20 protein-coding genes are annotated in these 21,039 nt (G+C 42.0%); 12 read left to right on the top strand and 8 right to left on the bottom strand.

Features of this window, described 5'->3' with window-relative positions; genetic code table 11:
- Positions 1 to 221 precede the first annotated feature (221 nt).
- From pyrD to rmf, 7 genes are all read left to right on the top strand, one after another.
- Positions 222 to 1,232, top strand: coding sequence for a quinone-dependent dihydroorotate dehydrogenase (gene pyrD, locus CWO27_RS16580; RefSeq protein WP_017059681.1), 1,011 nt, complete (start codon positions 222 to 224; stop codon positions 1,230 to 1,232).
- Between the two features lie 206 nt (positions 1,233 to 1,438).
- Complete coding sequence (locus CWO27_RS16575) at positions 1,439 to 1,987, top strand: cell division protein ZapC (RefSeq protein WP_017059680.1); 549 nt, start codon at positions 1,439 to 1,441, stop codon at positions 1,985 to 1,987.
- 508 nt (positions 1,988 to 2,495) lie between these two features.
- Complete coding sequence (rlmKL, locus tag CWO27_RS16570) at positions 2,496 to 4,616, top strand: bifunctional 23S rRNA (guanine(2069)-N(7))-methyltransferase RlmK/23S rRNA (guanine(2445)-N(2))-methyltransferase RlmL (protein WP_102432710.1); 2,121 nt, start codon at positions 2,496 to 2,498, stop codon at positions 4,614 to 4,616.
- 25 nt (positions 4,617 to 4,641) lie between these two features.
- On the top strand, positions 4,642 to 4,902 hold the full coding sequence (locus CWO27_RS16565; RefSeq protein ID WP_102432709.1) for a glutaredoxin family protein: 261 nt from the start codon (positions 4,642 to 4,644) through the stop codon (positions 4,900 to 4,902).
- Positions 4,880 to 6,796, top strand: coding sequence for an ABC transporter ATP-binding protein (locus CWO27_RS16560; RefSeq protein ID WP_055318436.1), 1,917 nt, complete (start codon positions 4,880 to 4,882; stop codon positions 6,794 to 6,796). The genes CWO27_RS16565 and CWO27_RS16560 overlap by 23 nt, the downstream gene beginning before the upstream one ends.
- Positions 6,797 to 6,805: 9 nt before the next feature.
- Complete coding sequence (locus CWO27_RS16555; RefSeq protein ID WP_102432708.1) at positions 6,806 to 8,503, top strand: DUF3466 family protein; 1,698 nt, start codon at positions 6,806 to 6,808, stop codon at positions 8,501 to 8,503.
- 160 nt (positions 8,504 to 8,663) lie between these two features.
- Positions 8,664 to 8,837 (top strand): ribosome modulation factor, encoded by a 174-nt coding sequence (rmf, locus tag CWO27_RS16550; RefSeq protein ID WP_017059676.1) that lies wholly within the window; start codon positions 8,664 to 8,666, stop codon positions 8,835 to 8,837.
- 252 nt (positions 8,838 to 9,089) lie between these two features.
- On the opposite strand, the gene fabA is transcribed toward rmf, so the two are convergent.
- The gene (gene fabA, locus CWO27_RS16545) at positions 9,090 to 9,605 is read right to left on the bottom strand and encodes a bifunctional 3-hydroxydecanoyl-ACP dehydratase/trans-2-decenoyl-ACP isomerase (protein WP_017059675.1); all 516 of its coding nucleotides are present in this window, start codon (positions 9,603 to 9,605) and stop codon (positions 9,090 to 9,092) included.
- A 70-nt stretch (positions 9,606 to 9,675) separates the two neighbouring features.
- Positions 9,676 to 11,328, bottom strand: coding sequence for an AAA family ATPase (locus CWO27_RS16540; protein WP_048660791.1), 1,653 nt, complete (start codon positions 11,326 to 11,328; stop codon positions 9,676 to 9,678).
- A 189-nt stretch (positions 11,329 to 11,517) separates the two neighbouring features.
- Between CWO27_RS16540 and matP the strand changes: the two genes are divergently transcribed.
- The 4 genes from matP (at position 11,518) to CWO27_RS16520 (ending at position 14,087) form a co-directional block, all read left to right on the top strand.
- Positions 11,518 to 11,973 carry a macrodomain Ter protein MatP gene (gene matP, locus CWO27_RS16535; RefSeq protein ID WP_010440786.1) on the top strand — a complete coding sequence of 152 codons (456 nt, stop codon included), beginning with the start codon at positions 11,518 to 11,520 and terminating at the stop codon, positions 11,971 to 11,973.
- 23 nt (positions 11,974 to 11,996) lie between these two features.
- On the top strand, positions 11,997 to 12,305 hold the full coding sequence (locus tag CWO27_RS16530) for a DUF3634 family protein (protein ID WP_017059672.1): 309 nt from the start codon (positions 11,997 to 11,999) through the stop codon (positions 12,303 to 12,305).
- A gap of 105 nt (positions 12,306 to 12,410) precedes the next feature.
- Complete coding sequence (locus CWO27_RS23790) at positions 12,411 to 12,722, top strand: hypothetical protein (RefSeq protein ID WP_055318438.1); 312 nt, start codon at positions 12,411 to 12,413, stop codon at positions 12,720 to 12,722.
- 144 nt (positions 12,723 to 12,866) lie between these two features.
- Complete coding sequence (locus tag CWO27_RS16520) at positions 12,867 to 14,087, top strand: hypothetical protein (protein WP_048661960.1); 1,221 nt, start codon at positions 12,867 to 12,869, stop codon at positions 14,085 to 14,087.
- Positions 14,088 to 14,170: 83 nt separating this feature from the next.
- Here the strand turns inward: CWO27_RS16520 and CWO27_RS16515 are convergent, their stop codons facing one another.
- On the bottom strand, positions 14,171 to 14,773 hold the full coding sequence (locus CWO27_RS16515) for a DUF2971 domain-containing protein (RefSeq protein ID WP_102432707.1): 603 nt from the start codon (positions 14,771 to 14,773) through the stop codon (positions 14,171 to 14,173).
- Positions 14,774 to 15,678: 905 nt separating this feature from the next.
- On the opposite strand from CWO27_RS16515, the gene CWO27_RS16505 reads away from it, so the two are divergent.
- The gene (locus CWO27_RS16505; RefSeq protein WP_107899238.1) at positions 15,679 to 16,053 is read left to right on the top strand and encodes a phage protein; all 375 of its coding nucleotides are present in this window, start codon (positions 15,679 to 15,681) and stop codon (positions 16,051 to 16,053) included.
- Between the two features lie 101 nt (positions 16,054 to 16,154).
- Here the strand turns inward: CWO27_RS16505 and CWO27_RS16500 are convergent, their stop codons facing one another.
- The 5 genes from CWO27_RS16500 to CWO27_RS16480 form a co-directional block, all read right to left on the bottom strand.
- The gene (locus CWO27_RS16500; RefSeq protein ID WP_136975634.1) at positions 16,155 to 16,751 is read right to left on the bottom strand and encodes a hypothetical protein; all 597 of its coding nucleotides are present in this window, start codon (positions 16,749 to 16,751) and stop codon (positions 16,155 to 16,157) included.
- A gap of 648 nt (positions 16,752 to 17,399) precedes the next feature.
- Entirely contained in the window at positions 17,400 to 18,767 is a 1,368-nt protein-coding gene (locus CWO27_RS16495; RefSeq protein ID WP_107899236.1) for a zonular occludens toxin domain-containing protein, read from the bottom strand.
- Complete coding sequence (locus tag CWO27_RS16490) at positions 18,767 to 19,108, bottom strand: hypothetical protein (RefSeq protein ID WP_048659343.1); 342 nt, start codon at positions 19,106 to 19,108, stop codon at positions 18,767 to 18,769. The genes CWO27_RS16495 and CWO27_RS16490 overlap by 1 nt, the downstream gene beginning before the upstream one ends.
- A 2-nt stretch (positions 19,109 to 19,110) precedes the next feature.
- Positions 19,111 to 20,700 carry a hypothetical protein gene (locus tag CWO27_RS16485; protein ID WP_136975636.1) on the bottom strand — a complete coding sequence of 530 codons (1,590 nt, stop codon included), beginning with the start codon at positions 20,698 to 20,700 and terminating at the stop codon, positions 19,111 to 19,113.
- A 129-nt stretch (positions 20,701 to 20,829) separates the two neighbouring features.
- On the bottom strand, positions 20,830 to 21,030 hold the full coding sequence (locus CWO27_RS16480; protein WP_055319872.1) for a hypothetical protein: 201 nt from the start codon (positions 21,028 to 21,030) through the stop codon (positions 20,830 to 20,832).
- Positions 21,031 to 21,039 lie beyond the last annotated feature (9 nt).

Below are 21,039 nucleotides of genomic sequence, written 5' to 3'. Positions count from 1 at the left end.
GACACGTGGTTTGTTGTTAAGTGAGTTGGTGGCTGTACTAAGGTTGAGATTAGAAATGGGTTAATAACCTGAAGAAACGATAACGTTTGCTTAATAATGAACCTCATTCGTTAGCAAACTCGATTATCTTACCCTTACAGACAGTAATAGATTGAATAGTTGGGTAAATAAGTAAATAATATCGCCCCGTTTACACGGGGCTTTTTTCTATCGGAGGCACAATGCTTTACCGTCTAGCCAGAACTGGCTTTTTCCAACTTGATGCCGAAAAGGCACATGATCTTGCAATTCAAAATTTCAAACGCTTTACAGGCACACCAATTGATCTTTTGTATCGCCAACAATTACCTCATCGACCTGTAGAGTGCATGGGTCTTACTTTTAAAAACCCAGTTGGCCTCGCGGCAGGCCTAGATAAAAACGGCGAATGTATTGATGCATTTGGCGCTATGGGTTTTGGTTTCGTAGAAGTAGGAACAGTGACTCCACGTCCACAAGCGGGTAACGACAAACCTCGTTTATTCCGTCTTGTAGAAGCTGAAGGTATCATCAACCGCATGGGCTTTAACAACCTAGGCGTCGACAACCTTGTTGAGAATGTTAAGAAGTCGAACTACGATGGCATCTTAGGTATTAACATCGGTAAGAACAAAGACACACCAATTGAAAAGGGCGCTGAAGATTACTTGATCTGTATGGAGAAGGTATATCAATACGCTGGTTACATTGCTGTGAACATCTCTTCACCAAATACTCCAGGACTTCGTTCTCTACAATACGGCGAAGCTCTAGACGATCTGTTGTCTGAACTTAAAACCAAACAATCTGAACTGGAAGAGAAGCATGGTAAATATGTGCCTCTTGCTCTTAAGATTGCTCCGGATCTAAGTGACGACGAAATTAGCCAAATTTGTGAATCATTGATCAAAAATAAGATCGATGGTGTGATCGCAACAAATACAACATTGGATCGTTCAATCGTTGAAGGTATGAAACATTGCGATGAAGCGGGTGGCCTAAGTGGACGTCCAGTTCAATCTCGCAGCACTGAAGTAGTTCGCAAACTTCACGAAGAGCTTGGTGACAAACTGCCGATCATTGGAGTAGGTGGTGTTGACTCGTATGTTGCTGCAAAAGAGAAAATGATGGCAGGCGCGAAGCTTGTACAAGTTTACTCTGGTTTCATCTACAAAGGTCCAGGCCTAGTTGGCGACATCGTTAAAAATCTATAAGCTTAAAATTGCTTTTATTCTTGAAAAGCGACAATCTGGCATCGTCTTACTAAAAGAGACACTGTAACTTACTGAGTTGTAGAGAAAAGCGATAAGAAAGAGGAATTCATTTCCTCTTTTTTTTTGCCTATTGCTCAGTAAAATTACTGTAATTGAAGGTAATTTTGCGTTTTACCTAATGGAATGGTTCAACAGTGTGAGACGAAATGATGCTTAAACCTAGCGATACATGGAGTTGGTATTACGATGAGCAGCAATGTTCATTAATGCTAAACCTCGGAGAGGATATGATTTTCAAAACGAATCTGGTCCGCAATAAGCTGGTGGACTGCGCGTTTAGAGATAATGAATTCACCGTTGATGACGCATCTTCATACCAAACCTTCAAAGAACAAATTTCTGGCTTAGAACTGTCTGAGCCTCGTCAAGCTGAACTAGCGCTTTATTGTGTGGCAGCAAAACGCTTCCATAAGCCTGTACAGCCTAAGAGTTGGTTCTTCGACTCACAGGGCGCTGGGCATGAATATCCTCAAGAAGGGGATATCGTACAAATGAATAACGAACATAGCTTAGGGTATTTCATTGTATTAGAAGTGGGAGAGTGCGCGAGCCTATGTGCATTTGTCGACCTAGAAGAGTTTCTGCTTACACCTTCAAAAGGGTTACGCTTTGGCGACTCGATTAAGGTCATGCACGATAGAATGATAGACGCGAACGCTATTCTTCATCAAACGCACATTGCGATGGTCGGTTAGCCTTCTATTCAGTCCATCATTTCTCACACACATCGCAACGCGTAAACCTGTCAAACCTTCCCCAAAATCGGCTCAATAGCCGATTTTTTTGTGCCTAAAAAACCTCATCCTGATAAATACATCACTGCTTAACCATTTAAATAGTGAACTTACGACTATTTTTTCGCCTTAATTTCAGCTTTTTTTCATCGCTAGAAGTGTAGTTGGTCCATCTTTATTCCCTGTTTTTGGTCTTTTGTAGCTAAATTTCACCCATAAATCCCTCCTGGTATATACCAGTTTAAAGGTGAATATAAATTCACATTGCTGTTTTGGTTAACAAATGGTCAGAAATGGAGTTGGTTCGATAGGTCTTGTGTTCTAAGGGGATGTGGGTAAGCGATCGCTTCAAGACTGTGCATTTGCTAGCCAGTTAGTCGAAAGATTCAATGAAAAGACGCGTTTAGTGTGATGCTCTAGTTACAAATTCAGGTATAATCGAGCTCATTTTTATCAATAAAAGAACACTATGAATCAATATCTAGCGGTTACCTCAAACGGCCTTGAGAATTTATTAGTTGAAGAACTAACCCAACTAGGGATTACAAACGCAAAACCTGTTCAAGCAGGTGTTAAATTCAAAGCGACCAATGAGCAAATTTATCGTTGTTGTTTGTGGAGCCGTTTGGCTTCTCGATTTGTACGTGTCCTTTCTGAATTCACTTGTATGGACGACATGGATTTGTACCTATCAACCACTGCGGTTAACTGGGTAAATCAATTCCATAGCTCTAAGCGTTTCGTTGTTGACTTTAATGGTACGAACAACGAAATCCGTAACAGCCAATACGGTGCGATGAAAGTAAAAGATGCCGTTGTTGATTGCTTCGAGAAGAAGTCTTTGCCTCGTCCTTCTATCAGCAAAGAGAACCCAGACATTCGTATTCACGTTCGTCTACACCGTGATAAAGCGATTCTTGGTGTTGATATGGTGGGAAGCGGTCTTCACCAACGTGGTTATCGTCCTGAATCAGGTCGCGCACCTCTGCGTGAAACGCTTGCTGCAGCGATTCTTCTTCGTAGTGGTTGGGATGCAACGAAACCATTCTTAGACCCTATGTGTGGTTCAGGTACGTTAGTGATTGAAGCGGCAATGATGGCTGCAAACATGGCTCCTGGTGTTAAACGCCAGAAGTGGTGTTTTGAATCACTAGAAGATTTCGAACCAGAGCTTTGGGCTGAAGTTAAAGCTGAAGCGAACGTTCAAGGTCGTCGTGGCGTTAAGAAAGTAGAATGTAAGTTCTATGGTTACGACAACGATGAACGCATGATCAAAACAGCGCGCGACAATGCTCGTCGTGCTGGTGTAGAAGATCTGATTGAATTCGAAGTAGGTGATGCAGCAAAGCTTAAGCGCCCTACGGAATTTACTGATGGTGTGATTGTTTCTAACCCACCTTATGGTGAGCGTCTGGGTACAGAGCCTGGCCTAATTGCACTTTACACCGCATTCGGTGCACAACTTAAAGCGGAATTTGGTGGTTGCAACGCATCTATCTTCTCTAGCTCAGACGAGTTACTAAGCTGCTTACGCATGCGTGCAGACAAACAGTTCAAATTGAATAATGGTGCGTTACCGTGTCACCAAAAGAACTACTCAATTTCAGATCGTCCGATGTCAGAACGTCCAACGGGCGAGCAAGAACAGCTGATTGCTCCTGACTTTGCAAACCGACTTAAAAAGAACATCGGTAAAATTGGCAAGTGGGCTAAGAAAGAGCAATTAGATTGTTACCGTATCTACGATGCTGACTTACCAGAATACAATGTAGCGATTGACGTATACCCAGGTCACCTTGTGATTCAAGAATACGCAGCGCCTAAAGATGTTCCGGAAGAGAAGGCAAAACGTCGCTTAACCGATATCATCCGTGCTTCTATTCAAGTAACGGGCGTTGAAGCGAACAATGTGGTTCTAAAGGTTCGTCAGAAGCAGAAAGGCCGTTCTCAATACCAGAAGATGGCTCAAGACTCATCTAACCTAGAAGTGAACGAATACGGCGTTAAGCTGATTGTTAATCTTCATGATTACTTAGATACAGGCTTGTTCCTAGATCATAAGATCACTCGTCGTCGTATCGGTGAGATGGCTGCAGGTAAAGATTTCCTAAACCTGTTCGCTTACACAGGCAGTGCATCTGTTCATGCTGCTGTAGGTGGCGCGCGTTCTACAACAACGGTTGATATGTCTAATACCTACCTTGAGTGGGCAAAACAGAACATGGAGCTTAATGGCCGTGTTGGTCGTCAACATCAGTTTGTGCAAGCTGACTGCTTACAGTGGTTGGTTAAAGAGCAGGGTTCTTACGACCTGATCTTTATTGATCCACCTACGTTCTCAAACTCAAAGCGTATGGATCAATCTTTCGATGTTCAACGTGATCATATTCAGTTGATGGAAAACCTTAAGCGTCTTCTTCGTGAAGAAGGCACGATTGTGTTCTCTAACAACAAACGTCACTTCAAAATGGATCTAGAAGGTCTAGAAGCGTTAGGTCTTAAAGCTCAAAATATCTCAGCTAAGACGCTTCCATTGGACTTCTCTCGCAATAAGCACATTCATAACTGCTGGTTGATTACACATAAGTAGTTAAGAGATTGTATAAGGATATATAGTGCTGACTCTCTACAGTACAGAAGGGTGCCATCTATGTGAGATGGCATTCCAACTCACGGAACAGTTAAACATTAGCCATCACGTCAACGTTGTCGACATTGCATTTGATGATGAGCTCTTTTCCCGTTACGGGGTCACTATTCCGGTGCTCAAATTTGAAAGCTCTGACCTTTCTCAAAGCTCAGAGCTTAACTGGCCATTTGGCTTGTTAGAACTTAAAGATTGGTTAAAGAAGAATGGCATTACTTACAATTCATAATGGGCAATTAGCGTTTGGCGATCACCCGTTATTAGATCGTGCGGACTTCGCACTGCAAGAAAACGAACGTGTGTGTTTAGTAGGGCGCAATGGCGCAGGTAAGTCTACGTTGATGAAAATCCTGTCTGGGAACATCATCATGGACGACGGCAAGATGCAAATCACACAAGATGTGGTTGTATCTCGCCTTGAGCAAGATCCACCGCGCAATGAGCAAGGTACCGTTTATGATTACGTTGCTGGTGGCCTAGCGGAAATCGGTGAACAGTTGAAGATCTATCATGATCTTCTGGATCTCATCGGTACTGACCCTAGTGAAAAGAACCTAAATCGTCTTACTCGTGTTCAAGAGCAATTGGATCATGCGAATGCATGGCGCTTTGAAGATCGCGTAAGCAACGTATTGGCTGCACTTAAGTTGACAGCTGAAACAAAGCTGACTGATTTATCTGGTGGTTGGCAACGTAAAGCGGCGCTTGCTCGTGCGCTTGTATGTGATCCTGACGTGCTTCTACTTGACGAACCGACTAACCACTTGGATGTTGCGACCATTGAATGGTTAGAGGGTTTCCTGAAAGACTTCCGCGGTTCAATCATCTTTATCTCGCATGACCGTGCGTTCATTAAATCGATGGCAACACGTATTGTCGATCTTGATCGCGGTAAATTGAGCTCTTTCCCGGGTGATTACGAAAACTATCTTGTTGAGAAAGAAGAAGCGCTTCGTGTTGAAGAGATGCAGAACGCTGAATTTGATAAAAAGCTCGCTCAGGAAGAAGTATGGATTCGTCAAGGCATTAAAGCTCGTCGAACTCGTAACGAAGGCCGCGTACGTGCGCTTAAGAAGCTACGTGAAGAACGTTTGAACCGTCGTGAAGTGCAAGGCAAAGCGATCATCCAAATCGACGATGGCCAGCGTTCAGGCAAGATTGTATTTGAAGCTGAGAACATTAACTTTGGCTTCGAAGGCAAAGAGATTGTTAAAGACTTCAGCTTCAACATCATGCGTGGTGATCGTATCGCTCTGATTGGTCCTAACGGTTGTGGTAAGAGTACGGTACTTAAGCTGCTTCTTGACCAGCTTAAGCCTGATTCAGGTCGTCTGCATTGTGGTACTAAACTTGAAGTGGCTTACTTCGACCAATACCGCGAAATTCTAGACCCTGAGAAGTCTGTAATCGATAACTTAGCGGATGGTAAGCAAGAAGTCACTGTAGGTGGCCGTGAGCGTCATGCACTCAGCTACTTACAAGATTTCTTATTCTCTCCAAAACGTGCTCGTACTCCTGTTAAAGCACTATCTGGTGGTGAGAAAAACCGTCTGTTACTAGCTCGTATCTTCCTTAAGTCGAACAACTTATTGATTCTCGATGAGCCAACCAACGATCTAGATATCGAAACTTTGGAACTTTTAGAAGATTTGCTTGCCAACTATCAGGGTACGCTTCTTTTAGTGAGCCACGATCGTCAGTTTGTTGATAACACGGTTATGACAAGTTGGATCTTTGAAGGTAATGGCGTTATTGAAGAATTTGTTGGTGGTTATCACGATGCTCAGCAGCAAAGAAAACAAGCATTAGAGTACCGACAGGTTGAAAAGCCATCAAAGCCTGAGAAAGTAGTTGAGGAAACTCCCAAAACTGCGCCAGTTAAGGCTAAACCTAAGAAGTTATCGTATAAGCTACAACGAGAACTAGAAGCGCTACCAATGCGTTTAGAAGAATTGGAAACTCAAATTGAAACTCTTCAGGAAGAAGTCAACGATCCAAGCTTCTTTTCAAAATCTGTAGAGCAGACACAACCAGTATTAGATAAGCTATCTGCAGCAGAGCAGGAGCTTGAAGTTGCTTTTGAGCGCTGGGAAGAGCTCGAGGCACTACAACAGGAAAGTTAAGAAGTAATAATGACTTGTACTAAATTTAAATTAACAACAGTTGCAGCATTAGTTTTTGCTGCAACTAATGCGAATGCTGCGCTTTATAAGGTAGTGGAAGTTACTCCTTCGATTACTGGCGCATCAGAGATCTTTGGTGTTGCGATTCAGCCAGCGACTGTTTCTGGAACAGAGAGTTGTTTTACTACTGGTACTGTCGGTGGTGTTGCGTGTGACAGCTTCAAATTGGCTGGTGAAACTCGCAATACAGTCGAAGCTGTAAGTTATCGCGAAGAAGTGCCTTTCGCTATGGACGCTCCGTTCCAATACATCCAAGAGTTCGATGATTTCGAAAACTATTGCTACCGAGAGCTAAGATACTCTACATGTGAAAGTTGGGCGCAAAACCGTTGGAATGATACTTGGAGCAAGGAAAGAAATGACCTTACTCACGTCAATGCTAAAGCCTTTGTCGAAGGTGGCGCTACATTTGACACTCGTAATACGGTAATTAACTCTCTAGATGACAATGCTCAACCACTAGGTGTTAAATCTAAAGGTGATATTCGCAATAACGCGATGTTTACGACGACGGCTGGGCCTACTGGTACGTCTGAAACTCGTGCATGGAAAGCGATTAAGGCAAGCAACGGTACTGTTTATAATGTAGGTAGTGTCTCTGAAGAGTTTGTTCCGACTGATACATCAGAACCAGATAAGGCCTATGCTTCTAAAGCGGCGATCTGGGACGGTACTACGACCAAAGAAATCGATTGGATTCGCAGCGGTGACGCTAAACAAGGTGATTACTTTGCTCAAGGCAGTATGCGTTCAATCGTTGAATCAGGTTCTGGTTTTTACGGTGTTGGCTATAATACTGCAGATGGTAATGGTGACCTACAAGACATGAACGCCAGTGTTTTTGTGAGTGACTCATTAGATCTTACTGGTGCAACATGGACGACTACACAGATTAGCGGTGCAGAGGTTAAGTCAGGCTCGTCTAACGACGATGCTAGATACAGTAACTCTGTAGCGACTGACATCAACGATAATTTGTTCGCTGTTGGTTATTCTAAGCGTAATGGTTATGTACCAGAGAGTGGTAGTGCAGGTAATAAGCCTTTCGTTGTAACCGATGCTAAAAACCCAACAGCAACGTACTTGTCTGGTGGTATCTTCTTTGGTGGTTCGAGCGGTGAAGCTAAAGCAGTTAACAACTTTAATGAGTTTGTTGGCCAAATAGATGCAGAAACCACTCGTGAGGTTGATGGTAGTGAAAGAAGACACAGAGGCTTTATATATCCTTATAACGTGTCTTCATCAACTGAAGCTCGTCGTGTAGACATCTTTAACGGTCAGGCTTGGTGGTTAGATGATCTAACAAATGATGGTAATGTTTCCGGAGAGAACAACAAGTTCCGAATTATTGATGCTACTGACATTAACGATGCTGGTGTGATCTCTGCTACTGCTATCAAATGTACAGTTGGAGGAACGACTCAACCGTATGACACAACGTCTCACAACTCATACTGTGGTGGCGCGTCATCTAACGCGGTAGAAGAGGTTGTTGCAGTTAAGCTTGTACCAATTGCCGGTGCAACTAAAGCTGATATCCAAACTCGTAGTGCCGACTCAGAGAAAGTTGATCGTCAAGGTGGTAGCCTAGGTTGGTTAACTTTGACTGTGCTTGGTCTGTTAGGGTTCCGCAGAAAATTTAAATAATTTATCTCTTGGGCCCGAGTTCACAATTCTGAACTCGGGCTTTTTTTCGCCTTGAGAAAAGTGAAAATCTGATCGATTCTTAAAGTTGGAGTCACAAAAACTCCGCAAAGTTGTAATCATTGTATGTTAGTAAATGGAACACCCGTATGAGGACTGCACTATGAAGAGACAAAAGCGTGATCGACTAGAACGAGCACAATCTCAAGGCTACAAAGCTGGTTTAAATGGTAGGTCGCAAGAAGCTTGCCCATATAGCCAAATGGACTCTCGGTCTTATTGGTTAGGTGGTTGGCGTGATGCCAAAGATGATAAGCAATCAGGTCTCTATAAGTAGATAGGGCGTAAAGAATTCAAGGTCAGGGCTCCATTGTCTGTTGATTACAACGGCTGGAGCCTTGTTAGTTTCAGAACAATACAAAGATTCCCAGAGCTATATAGAATTCTAGTTTCGCTATCATAAGCGTATCGCTGGTGGATTTATCCTGTTTCAAGCTTAATACGGGATATTTTAATGCACTATAACTAAATTTATTGAAATGAAAATAAAGCAGCCATGGGCTGCTTTATTAAAAATCTAATAGTTAGATTAGAATGCTGACGTATCTTGGAAAAGGCCAACTTTCAAATCTTTAGCAACGTAGATCTCTTTACCATCAACAAGTACGCGACCATCCGCAAGACCCATAACTAGGCGACGGTTAACAACACGCTTCATGTGGATCTCGTAAGTTACTTTTTTCGCTGTTGGCAGAATTTGACCAGTGAATTTCACTTCGCCAACACCTAGAGCTCGACCTTTACCTTCGCCGCCAACCCAACCAAGGTAGAAGCCAACCAGCTGCCACATTGCGTCAAGGCCTAGACAACCCGGCATTACAGGGTCACCTGGGAAGTGACAATCGAAGAACCATAGGTCAGGAGTAATATCCAGCTCAGCAAGAACTAAACCTTTACCGTAATCACCTTCAGTTTCAGACATTTTAGTGATGCGATCCATCATTAGCATGTTCGGTGCTGGTAGTTGAGGACCTTGTGGCCATAGTTCGCCTTGGCTTGATGCTAGAAGCTCTTCGCGAGTGTAAGAATCACGTTTGTTTTGCATTATCAATTACTCCGATTTTTGATAGGTGCATATTAGTGAACAGGTGTACGCTAAACAAGTCCGATCAGTACTAGACAAACCAGTTTTTAATGCGTCCAACGATTCCAATAGGGTGCTCATGTCTTTCAAAGTTTTCAATACGTTCCGCGATTTTGCTCAGAACGCTTTCTTGTTCATCGTCTCTAAATGGTTTGTTCATAATGAGAGGAATTGCTTCATCTACATTAGACACAGACCAAATATGGAATTCTTCATTCTTAATGCTTTCAATAAGGTCTGGCTTCAGTGCAAGGTGCCTTAAATTTGATCTTGGAAGTATCACACCTTGTTCGCCAGTTAAGCCATTGTGCTTACACACATGGTAAAAGCCTTCGATTTTTTCGTTTAGCCCACCAACCGCTTGTACACGACCAAATTGGTCCACTGCACCAGTAACCGCAATTTGTTGATTGATAGGGTATTCAGACAAAGCACTCACCAAAGAGCAAAGTTCTGCAAGAGAAGCACTATCGCCATCTACTTCGCAATACGATTGCTCAAATACCACAGAAGCGGCATAAGGTAGCGGATCTTCAAGGTTGAGTGCGCTGCTCACAAATGCTTGCATGATCATCATACCTTTAGCATGAAGATTACCACCAAGTTCGGCTTTGCGCTCAACATCGGCAATATCACCATCACCAAAGTGAATAACACAGGAAATTCGTGCAGGTTCACCATACGATATCGGGTGCCCAGGAACATCGATGACTGTTAGGCCATTAACCTGACCAACTTGTTCACCTTCAGTTTCAATAATGACTTGGCCATCTCGAATATCATCAAGAGCGCGTTCTGGTAGGTACGACTCTCGGTTGTATTTGTGTTGTTGAGCTTGTTGGATATGGTGAATATCAATCTCACCATTGTTAGCTTCAATCAAAGCTTCGTTCAATAACGCATTGTGCCAAATAGGGCATAATGGAGTATAGCTTTGATCTTCAGTCTCTCTTGCTCCGGCAGTAAGAATGCCCGTCAACGCTTGTTGCGTGATGGTTGGCAGTTCATAGCGTAGTTGAAGCCACTTAAGGTAACCAAGATATTGAGTCAAATTCTCTTCAGAGATCTTGATATCTTGCTCAATTTCGCTAAATAGGCAAAAACCGGTTTGAATATCGCTGTCTAGATAATCAAGGTCACCTAATTGAGCTCTATCACCAACCACAATCAACTTAATGTTGTAGGTAAGAGGCAAAGTTGGAGATTGGTTCAAGTGCTCAGGGTTGCTACTGATAGGCTCTACGGCTTCACCAAGCAGCGCAGATTTAAGCAGTAACCAGCTTCCTGGGTTTGCTAAGATCAAGTTTGCTGAAACGATCAGATAACCGTTGTTTGCTCTAGCCAGGAGGCCAGGTTTTGTCGCAACAACCTTACCGTCTTTCGATTGAACTTGGTCAAAAAGAGAGGCAGCATTTAAAGATTCAGTTTTTATAACCGGTAGAGTGTGATCATCTAAAGCAGTGACTAGAGATTCAACAATCATTTGACGATAGATCGAATTGTCCGGAGCGTTTACAAGTAAAACACGCGAAAGGTTAGACAAACGGACAAAGCGGGTTAGCGCATCTTTGAATCTATGTTGAATATCTGAAAACGGGAAAGGCGAGATGTCAGGGAATTGCTCTAATTGAGCGCTATATTCGTCGTACTGAGGCGTAACATGTCGCCAATCTACTTGAGTCATTTAAGTTTCTGATTATGATAATGAGGTAGGGAGTATATAGAAAAACCGATCTCGCTTGTAGCTCTATGTGGTAGTTACTAATCACTAAGCTAATATAAGTATGATCTTGGTCTATTCTTTCAAGACAATAATTGTTAAACAGCCCATTTTGGGTTACGCTGTCACTAGGATTAACTCTCGAGATTAGACATGAAATATCAGCAACTTGAAAACTTGGAATGTGGTTGGAAATGGAACTATCTGGTCAAAAAATGGAAAGAAGGTGAATCGATCACTTGCCATATTGATTCAAGTGAAGCTGATGTTGCTGTTCAAGCCTTATTGAAGCTGGAACACCAGCCTACGGGTGTTCTTGAGTGGATCTCTAACAACATGTCTCCTGAGCTCGATAACAAGCTTAAACAAGCGATCAGAGCTAAGCGAAAGCGCCACTTCAATGCTGAACAAGTTCACACCAAGAAGAAATCAATCGACCTTGATTATCGTGTATGGGAAAAACTATCTCAACGAGCGAACGAGCTAGGTTGTACGCTTTCCGACGCCATCGAGTATTTGGTTAGCGAAGCGTCTCGTAGTGAACAGGCCAGCAAGACGGTGACTAGCCTTAAAGAAGACTTAAGCAAACTCCTTTCTGACGATAAATAACCATCAACAGTAGTGGTGACATTATGATGTACGTAATCTTAATCGGTGCGGTATTAGTTTTTTGGTTAGTAGCAGTCGATCGACCGGTGTTGAAAATTAAATTTAGTGACGGGGCGATCGAACAAGTTAAAGGGCATCTTCCACCGAGCTTTAAGCATAACCTTCAAGAGATTGGTCATAACAATACCTTTAAAGGTGAGCTAAAAGTGTATGCAAAACGTTCTGGCTACAATCTCAAGTTCACTAAAGATGTGCCTAAAAACGTACAGCAACGTATTCGTAACGTGTTCCCGCATAATGGTTTTAAGTCTAAAGGCTCAAAGAAAGCGTAATCGTTGAGAGTTACGCGCTAGCTAGTCAATCTTCATACTAAGTTAATCCTTCATTTCTCTTAAATCTCCGCATACTGTTCTCACCCTCAACAAAGAGAGAGCAGTATGAGATACCTAGTATTACTATTATGTTTTTTATCCCCAGTCGCTTTTCCCGACGATGCATTGGTTAATCCTGTAGCCAAAAAGATAAAAGTCACCGTCATGAAAGGGCTCAACAAGAGTAATGTTGATTTCGAGGGTTATTGCGATCTGATGATTGAGATGAAGCACTCTAAAGGTTACGCAAGAATCAAAAAGGTGAGAACGTCTGGAGATAGTAAAGTTTGCAAGCAGGCAAAAAAAAATCTACCGACGAAGAAAAGGTTCAAATACAGCTTTCCAGAAAAGTATATCCGGCTACATATCACACACTAGCCACTCTCAACGCACTATAACTAAATATCCTTAATTTTATTGAAACAATTTCGTGAACCAATCTCTAATTTCTATTAATATTAGTTTTGTTATAAAGGCAGGATATGCCGATACAAGAGCATTTACGGCAAAGGAAAGTCACTGTTGTTGTTAGCAAATAAAAGTTATACCCCTGAAGTCGTTGAGATCTCAAGGAAGGTCTCAATCAATGTTGAAGCTCGCTTTAATCGATGGTTAATCTCACCTGAATATAAGCTCGCACAATCTACAGTAGACACGTTACTAAGTTTGGAAAATAGGTATTGTGATAGCGTCATATTTGATGAATCTGACCGCATATCTCACAACCAACGTATTTTATTGCGCTGCGAGCAGGATAGAGTCAATGCTCATCGCGAGAAAGTCGACGCGAAGCAACAAACCTTACGATACGTTATCGATGATGTCAGCAATGCCGCTTCTGCGCTAATGCTTGAGAAGCTTCAAGGTACCTTAATAAGTTCGTTGTTTTCAGACTTACCCGATTACAATCAATTCGCTAGTGTTGCGTATTCGCCATCTTTAAACTTTTCCAAACTCCATGAAATATCCGCGAAAAGTAGGCCATTGAGCTCAAGTTTAATTGAGTTTGTTTCCAATCAAGAGTTTGCAGATAAATATGGAAAGAAATCTAAGGTGATTCTCGATCCAAAAATTGCAGCACGACAGATAGGTATTGAAAATTGTCGTTTATTGTTCCCTTTGTTAATGAGTCAACAGCTGATCAAGTGGAATGATGGCAATATTAAACACATCACACCTAAGGTTTGGCAGCACTTGGTCGTGACGTCAAATGCGACTCGAATTCGACTTCAAGAAACGTCAGTTAAAGATCCAAACGTAGGAATTTTACTTGGCGTGTTGCGAGTTCTGCCTTTGTTTCTAATTTGTAACCACTTTTCTTCCACGTTTGAAGACGCATTGGTAAAAACGATGCTTGGTTATCGTGAAGCAAGTGACAAACATGACGAATATTATGCTTGTACTGAGGTGATGCCAAATACACAGTTTCTCGAAGCGATGGTCGAGCAGTTAGAGCTTAAACTACTAAAAAACCTCGTTGAATTTATAGATTGGAGCCCTGGAAACCAGTTCATAAAGAGGGCACTTCTAGAGGAAGTGAATGACACTCCTGTACTTGAGCGAACGGTTTATGGGGCAGCTTTGGCTCAAGGTAGGAAGTATTCTGTTTTCGAAGCGTTAGAGAATAGTGAGTTATTTAACGTTAAGCACCGACCTTATTGGTTTTCAACTGTTCAAATGTCTATAGCGACGATTGAGCAGATGCAAGATCAAGTGCCTGGAAAACTGACGACGAACATGTAAAAAGGGAGCCACATTAAATGTGGCTCTCTTTTTTGTTGCACTGTAACGTAATGAAAGCGCCTGTAAATCTTGCTGTATACCGTTTAACAGACCACTTCGAATGTAAACGACTCCTGCTTGGCAATTGCATGCTTAACGGGTATACCAAGGCGCTGGCAAGTCATCAGAACTTTCAACTTCCTGTCGGCAGGAGCGTGCTCTGACAGAATCACCGAGCTTAGGCATTCTCTATTAAGGTAGAGCTTATTACCGATCATTTCCTCATCAGATAGCACCCAACGGTATTCCTTTTCGTAGCACCAATTAGAGTGCTTAACCTTGAACATTTCAGATCCCAATTCAGATCCTTGCAATTCCCCCAACGATACTGAGTGGAACATGCTTGGCTCATCTTCGTATTGGACTTCGAAACAGTTGAGATTGGCCTCACCGTTATAGCAGTTGAGGTCATACTCGATGCACATACCTTTAAAGTTGTCGCCATACTGAGACCATAGTATAGGGTGGTCGCTGGATTGAGAAAAACACATAACCTTGAAATTGTTTTGAAGTTCATTCTTGAATATGTGGTTAGATTCAAAAGGGTTATTGAAAGTTTTAGCATAATCGAACCACAGCGAACACTCGGCAATCGACTGTATGTTTCTATCATGGAGGGATCTGAACTTATAAAGTTTAGGCAACATATCAAACACCTAGTTTACAAAATTGCCTGATGTTAACACTTTAATTCATAGCTGAGACCTGAATGCATAGCATTTGATTGCCTAATCACCAAATATATTCATATAACTGTTTGATAGATCAAAATTTAAACATGAAATAGTAGCCTGTTTAAGTGGTTTATCTGGCAGCTGAGCGACAGTAATCTAACATTCGCTTGTTGAAAATAAGATACAACGTAACTTTTAGTTTATCTGGGTGAGGTTGGTAAACAGGGACTGCTGAGTTTAATAAGCTTCGTGTAAATACCTGAAAGCTATCGGATATATGCTCTAGATCGATTCCAACGACATCCCATAAACTAAGCGTGACATTAAAGTACCCATGTGAAACGCGTACGCATGTTAACGGTTTTAGATGTTAGTACGAACATTGGCGCCAGAAGAAGAGCCACATGAAAAGTTGGTGACGGTTGTAGGTAAAATAATTCAATTTGATTGGCTACTGATAAAGGTGTCGTTTTGGTGTTATCAATAAAGATGGTCGCCTGTGTGAAATCTGAAAAGAAAACAACAACCAATGCCCACAAGATTCACACACAACACAGCAAAAATGACTACAAACATGAGCATGAATCAGGAAACGAGAAGAGAAAAGCTTTCTGTTGATAAAGTTTGTGTGCACGGAGATCGAATTACGGACGGTACAGACGTTGGGTACATATAGCTATTTGTTTTTTGTGATCTTAAAGAGCGCTGCTGCATGCTTAAAAAGACCAATACGTTAGATTAGGCGGATATTTTAAAGTAGTTCAAACCGGACATTACTAAATTGCTCTAACAATCCCACTACGTATTATGTCTGCTTATGTTCAATCGTGCATATCTCCTTGAATCACTGCAACCTCTTGTATTTAGAGGTTTTATCATTGAAGTATCGCGAAATGAGTAAGAATTACATTTTTCGAGAGTTAGAATGTCAAATGACCAAGGAAGAGGTCGCGGAACTGTGTTTTAAAACTGTGAGAACGGTCACGGGATGGGACGAAGGGAAACCAATACCGCCTGAGTGCAAAAGGCTAATGAGAATGGCAAAAGGCCGGGAACTAAGCATTAGTGAAGATTGGTTACAGTTCAAAATGTTATACGACAAGATGGAGTTGCCGACAGGCCAAGTGGTGAGGCCACAACAAATATTGGCAGGGATTGCACTATTGGGGATTCAGTCTGAACTAGAGATTAAGACTTCTACTCACTTATTAAACCTAGCAAGAGCTATAGCAAGCATTAAGAGAAAAGGTTGATGACAATATAAATTCTGCCACAGTAAACAAAGAATCCCAACGATGGAATGAAAAACTCTAAGCGTTGGGAATCCCTCTTAAACTATTTTTTGTACATTATTTCACAGGTACTTTGTTAGTACATAAGATCCTATAGAACCAACCAGTGCAGCTAGAATTGCCACTATGAGTGATTCAGAGTTTCGTAACAGTATATTTGGAGTGTCAGATTTCGTAGTTGTTTTGACGATCACACTACTCGACATTTCATAACGAATAGAAAGGGCACAAAACAGAGCTGCTGTGGCGAGCATTCCAAAGGCAATTATTTTATCTGATTCTGAAATAAATAATCCTGCGATAACTCCAGGAACGATGTAACTGCTCCATTTTATTAGTTTAAAAAACGGTCTCTTTCTTGACTTAATAATAGTTTTAATCATTTCAATAGCACCGATAACGTCTGGACGTTCATCGCTGATAAAAGCTGTTATTTTGTAAGGTAAGAACTCTAAGCTAATATGTGGATTTCTACATCTAATGTGCAAACGATTGAAACGTTCACCTTGAGTCTTAGATGCTAACGTCGAAAGTTCTGTTAATGTAACGTCTTCAAAATCTTCTGTAGACACTAAAACATCATCAAATGACGTCTCCAAAATCGTTACGATTTTTTCTATATCATCGAGGTATAAAACCGCTGGAGGAAAATCTTCCATTAGCCTACTTTTGTTCTTTATCTTCATTTTTCCCTCTGAGGTACCACGTTTTGTTATACAAATTTCAAAAACACCTGAACAAGCCAATATAACGTAGTTGAAGCCCCTATTAACATAAGCGTAACCATCGCTAACAGCTGAACCATTGAAACCGGAAGACTTGGTATTTTACGGGAAATTTTCATTTGCAAACAGTGGCCTATGACCATAAAGCAGATAATTAGATCAAAAAATAATTCTGTATAGCTCAACACAAGGAACTAGCGCGCAAGCTTGCAACTAGAGCAGGGTTGTGTGAGTGCTGATAGGTAGGTCGAATTTACCCCCGTGATACAACACGGGGGTTGGCTTCCTCCCGCCGCGCTCGTCCTCCTCAGTCTTCGTCGTCCTCACTTGTTGTCCGTCAGCACTGAAAAGAGATCCTTTTCGACACTCAAATGATCTTAAAGAAAGCCAGTGAACACAAAAAAGCCTTACCGATATGGCAAGGCTTTAAAGAGCGATTCTGGCAGGATGAGGGAGGGTGCTACTTAGATTGGCATTGGCAGTTAGAAACACTCGCCAGTTGAGACATACGGACTAATAACCTCTACGGTGTGGCTCGGTGCCTCGTTCGCGCTTCGCACTCTCTTATCCCTGCGGGGCTAGTTAAAACAAACTTACATCAGCTCGACTCACTTCTGGCAAAGTGGCCGCGGCAGCTGCGTAAGGCTTACATGTTATCAACTTCGACAGCTGGCCTCTGTTCAGCTTCAACAAGCAATCATCAATTCGGTCAAACGTAATGTCGTAAGCTTTTAGAAAGTGTTCGTTTACAGAGTAGAAACCATCGAGCGCTTCCACCTCGATGCTAACATGACGTTCAATAGAGCCGTTTTTGATAGCGAAATTGACACCCGTTACAAACGCTTTCTTAATTCCCTCAAAAGGAAGTACCTCAGCTATAGGAACATGAGAAAGGCTATCTTTGTCAGTGCCTTTACTGCTATCCCCACGAGAAGATACATCCCCAGAAGCTTCATTATTTTTGCTAGGTAGTGTTTCACTTTGCTTAGGAACGGCAGCTGAAGACGTTGCTTGTCTCGTTTCCTCCACCGTCTCAGTAGTTTCAAAATAACGATTGGATAAGTCATAGATTATGTACCCCAAACAGAAGATGGATAAAAGGAAAACCAAAATAGCTTTAGGGTTACGAAAAAGCGTATTCATGGCTAATTGTTGTTTAGCGCTGCCTGTCCCCGTAGATTTGTAAAGAAGGAAAGAGTCTAGAGGGATTTTTTGGTTGGTTAAGTTAACGTCTTTCTTTTTGGGAATGACCGGTGTTGATACCGACTTATCATGCTTCAAAATATAAGGGTTACGCTTAGTCCAAAAGAACTGGTCACGCCCTTTATGAAAGAAATTCTGATTCGCACATGCCTTGATTCCTGAATCGATTTGCTTCCAGTCAGGTGAAAGCAACTCGATATCCCAATCATACTTTCGGTGCCTCATGAATCCTTCATTGAAGCTGTGAGGATAGATAATCCTGCCTTCAGAATCGTACTCAGCAATCCCTCTATCATCGATTTCAGAATCTTGTAGTTCGTCCATGTTCGCAGGGGTGTAACGAGAATTGAAAAAGCGTTCGTAGTCTTTAGGTAACAAGCCGTCACGAGGCGATTGGGTGATGAAGTCAGATAAAGGTTTGTACTTCACTTTGCGAATATCAAAGCCCACGTTTTTAGAGAAGATATCCTGGCACTCATCAATAACGATAAGCGCACCAATAGGGCACCAACAGAAGAAATGCGTCCAAAGGTGAACGCCAGATTCATCCCTAGAGCCAATACGAAAGAGTTTTGCGGTACTAGGGAACTGGATATTAAATCGCTCTTCAATAACCGTTAAGGGCTGCATACCCTCCATGTTAGTCACAACCGTTCTACCTGCTTTTAGAGCTTGATAGATAGAGAAGTAAGCCGTGTATGCAGACTTGTAAGAGCCGTTAGCCCCCGTTCTGATGGTGATAGCCATTATCTAGAGAGCCTCATTACTAAAGCGGTAGTGAAGAAGTTAGCCCAGACTGCAAGGCCTTGAGGAACGCCAAACTTAAACGCATAAAACCTCAATTCATCAGGTAAAGCATTAAAAGCTTTGGAGAGGATGTCGTTAAAGCCGATCTCTTTTAAGAGGATTTGAGCCGAGTTATAAGAGAGCTTAATGAACTCCAATTCCGCTTTTAATTTCATCTTAATCATAAAAATCTGGATGTATGAAAAGAGGTCTAACGTCATTTGGGGGATAGCTTTAAAGAAGTCCGTAATAAACGCCATCTGTAAGCTAATCCAATCAATAAAAGAGTAGATGTAATCCATAACTAATCCTTACCTAACATTCTGATACCAGACAAAACAAACAAGAACATCACAACCGCTGAGATGATCGTCGCGTTCTCCAATAGAGCTGAGAGCACGCCTGATTTGAAAGAGCGTTCAGCATGGTTAACATTGAGATTTAAGGTGTGCTCTTTATAGGTGCCGTTATTAAAAGAGCTGGTATCGATAGAGAATAACGCTTTGAACTTTTCAAATTCATCGGTCATTTCTTGTTTGATTTCTAGGACTTCATTTTGAACGTCAGCAATTTGGTTTTGAGTGACAATGAAGCCCTCACCATTAAAGCCATAAGTAGGCTCAACAAAGTTATTGTCATTGGTGACACCGTCGATTAGGTCAGTTAGCTTACTTTCTACACCCGACATGTCAGAGGTATCAAGTCCGTCTATTTTATCTGATAGGGCATCGATGCTTGATTCAACACCGGACAAATCAACCGTTGATTGACCGCCAGAAATAGCCGCTATTTGATCGCTTAGCTGTGAAAATTGACCATCAGTTTTTTCGGAGTAAGCAGTGAAATCTTCATTGAACCAATCAAGGTTACGCTCAACAGCTCTTGTGACAGCTAAGTTCTGTTCAGCTAATGGTTTAAGCTCTTTGAGTAGCTTCTGGTTAGCATTGGCTTTAGCAGCATTTCTTAATTGAGTTTTCTGCTGACTAGTCAAGCCAGAACCGGAAACGTCAAGATTGTTAATTGCATCCAAAGTTTGATTTGATGAATCAGCAGCATTTTGAGCACTACGCTTAACCTCATACAGCTGCCCACCTATGTTTGAAATGTACCCCTTAACATCAAGAACATTGTCATTAATCATTTCTAATTTCGTATCAGCCTCAGAAAATTGAGCATCAACGTCTAGGAACTCGCGCTTAATCAAAGCAGAATTATCGACCCCACCAGTATCAATATTGTTAATGGCTTGCTTGATACCCTCTAGCTTTTCCCTAGTTTGTAGCTCTTGATTTGTCATTGTTTCTCTTAAGTTCCGCAATGTACGAGAGAACTTTTGGTCAACATCACCAGAAACCATAAGATTGATAATATTCGTCAGATCTCTATTGGTATTCATTAGCCCGTAAAGAGCAACATCAGAACTCTTACAATCGGGGTCAGCCCCGTCACAAGTAACGACCTCGGCTCGACTGGCCTTATACCGTTCAAAAAAAGGATCAAGTTTGTCGGGTATCCCGTTATTGTCCTCATCAAGCTCCGCGTTGTCGTTAAGAGTAGGGTTCGGGTCAACACCATTTGCAAGCCCGTCACCGTCCCAATCTTCATCATTGTCAGGTATGCCGTTATTGTTTAAATCACCGTCTTGCTCAACCTGAGAACCACAGTTAAAAACATCCGTAGACGAGTAATCCCAACTACCAACGCAAAGAGTATTAGATTGCGGCGGGTTTTCATCACAAACTAAACTACCGCTAGGAAGTAAAGAACGACTTGGAGGAGTATCTGAACATAATTTAACTTTAAGCTGAGAATACGTCCCAGAGTAGCTCACATCAGCCGAGAGCACAGGAGCAGATAAAAGAACTAGGAGACAAAGGTATTGATATCGTTTCACTGCAAACCCCAGATAAGAAAACGCCCCCAAACTAGGAGGCATTGATACCCGTATATACGCCATATACGAATGACATAGCCATAACCACCCCAAACAGGACGGTTACGACTTGAGAGACAATGTCTCCCATTAGTTCCCCATAGAGTTCATGATAGCGCGAAGACCAAAGCCAATCGCAGCAAGACCGATAAGACCAACCACAACCAAACCGTAGTTCGATTGACCAGTCGTTACAGCTTCGTTGATAGCCGTTGTGATAGCAGTGTTATCAGCAAATGAAGAAGCAGATACAAATGCAGTAGAACCTAGAACCAATAGACGTTTTTTCATGATATTTCC

Source organism: Vibrio sp. 10N.286.51.C3 (assembly GCF_003050065.1).
Lineage (GTDB): Bacteria > Pseudomonadota > Gammaproteobacteria > Enterobacterales > Vibrionaceae > Vibrio > Vibrio crassostreae.
Note: the sequence above shows the minus strand (reverse complement) of the source record. Positions and strands in the feature narration are given on the sequence as shown.

Coding starts and splice junctions, on each gene's coding strand:
- pyrD (WP_017059681.1), top strand. CDS start 222: ATGCTTTACCGTCTAGCCAGAACTGGCTTTTTCCAACTTGATGCCGAA.
- CWO27_RS16575 (WP_017059680.1), top strand. CDS start 1,439: ATGATGCTTAAACCTAGCGATACATGGAGTTGGTATTACGATGAGCAG.
- rlmKL (WP_102432710.1), top strand. CDS start 2,496: ATGAATCAATATCTAGCGGTTACCTCAAACGGCCTTGAGAATTTATTA.
- CWO27_RS16560 (WP_055318436.1), top strand. CDS start 4,880: ATGGCATTACTTACAATTCATAATGGGCAATTAGCGTTTGGCGATCAC.
- CWO27_RS16555 (WP_102432708.1), top strand. CDS start 6,806: ATGACTTGTACTAAATTTAAATTAACAACAGTTGCAGCATTAGTTTTT.
- rmf (WP_017059676.1), top strand. CDS start 8,664: ATGAAGAGACAAAAGCGTGATCGACTAGAACGAGCACAATCTCAAGGC.
- fabA (WP_017059675.1), bottom strand. CDS start 9,605: ATGCAAAACAAACGTGATTCTTACACTCGCGAAGAGCTTCTAGCATCA.
- CWO27_RS16540 (WP_048660791.1), bottom strand. CDS start 11,328: ATGACTCAAGTAGATTGGCGACATGTTACGCCTCAGTACGACGAATAT.
- matP (WP_010440786.1), top strand. CDS start 11,518: ATGAAATATCAGCAACTTGAAAACTTGGAATGTGGTTGGAAATGGAAC.
- CWO27_RS16530 (WP_017059672.1), top strand. CDS start 11,997: ATGATGTACGTAATCTTAATCGGTGCGGTATTAGTTTTTTGGTTAGTA.
- CWO27_RS23790 (WP_055318438.1), top strand. CDS start 12,411: ATGAGATACCTAGTATTACTATTATGTTTTTTATCCCCAGTCGCTTTT.
- CWO27_RS16515 (WP_102432707.1), bottom strand. CDS start 14,773: ATGTTGCCTAAACTTTATAAGTTCAGATCCCTCCATGATAGAAACATA.
- CWO27_RS16500 (WP_136975634.1), bottom strand. CDS start 16,751: ATGGAAGATTTTCCTCCAGCGGTTTTATACCTCGATGATATAGAAAAA.
- CWO27_RS16495 (WP_107899236.1), bottom strand. CDS start 18,767: ATGGCTATCACCATCAGAACGGGGGCTAACGGCTCTTACAAGTCTGCA.
- CWO27_RS16490 (WP_048659343.1), bottom strand. CDS start 19,108: ATGGATTACATCTACTCTTTTATTGATTGGATTAGCTTACAGATGGCG.
- CWO27_RS16480 (WP_055319872.1), bottom strand. CDS start 21,030: ATGAAAAAACGTCTATTGGTTCTAGGTTCTACTGCATTTGTATCTGCT.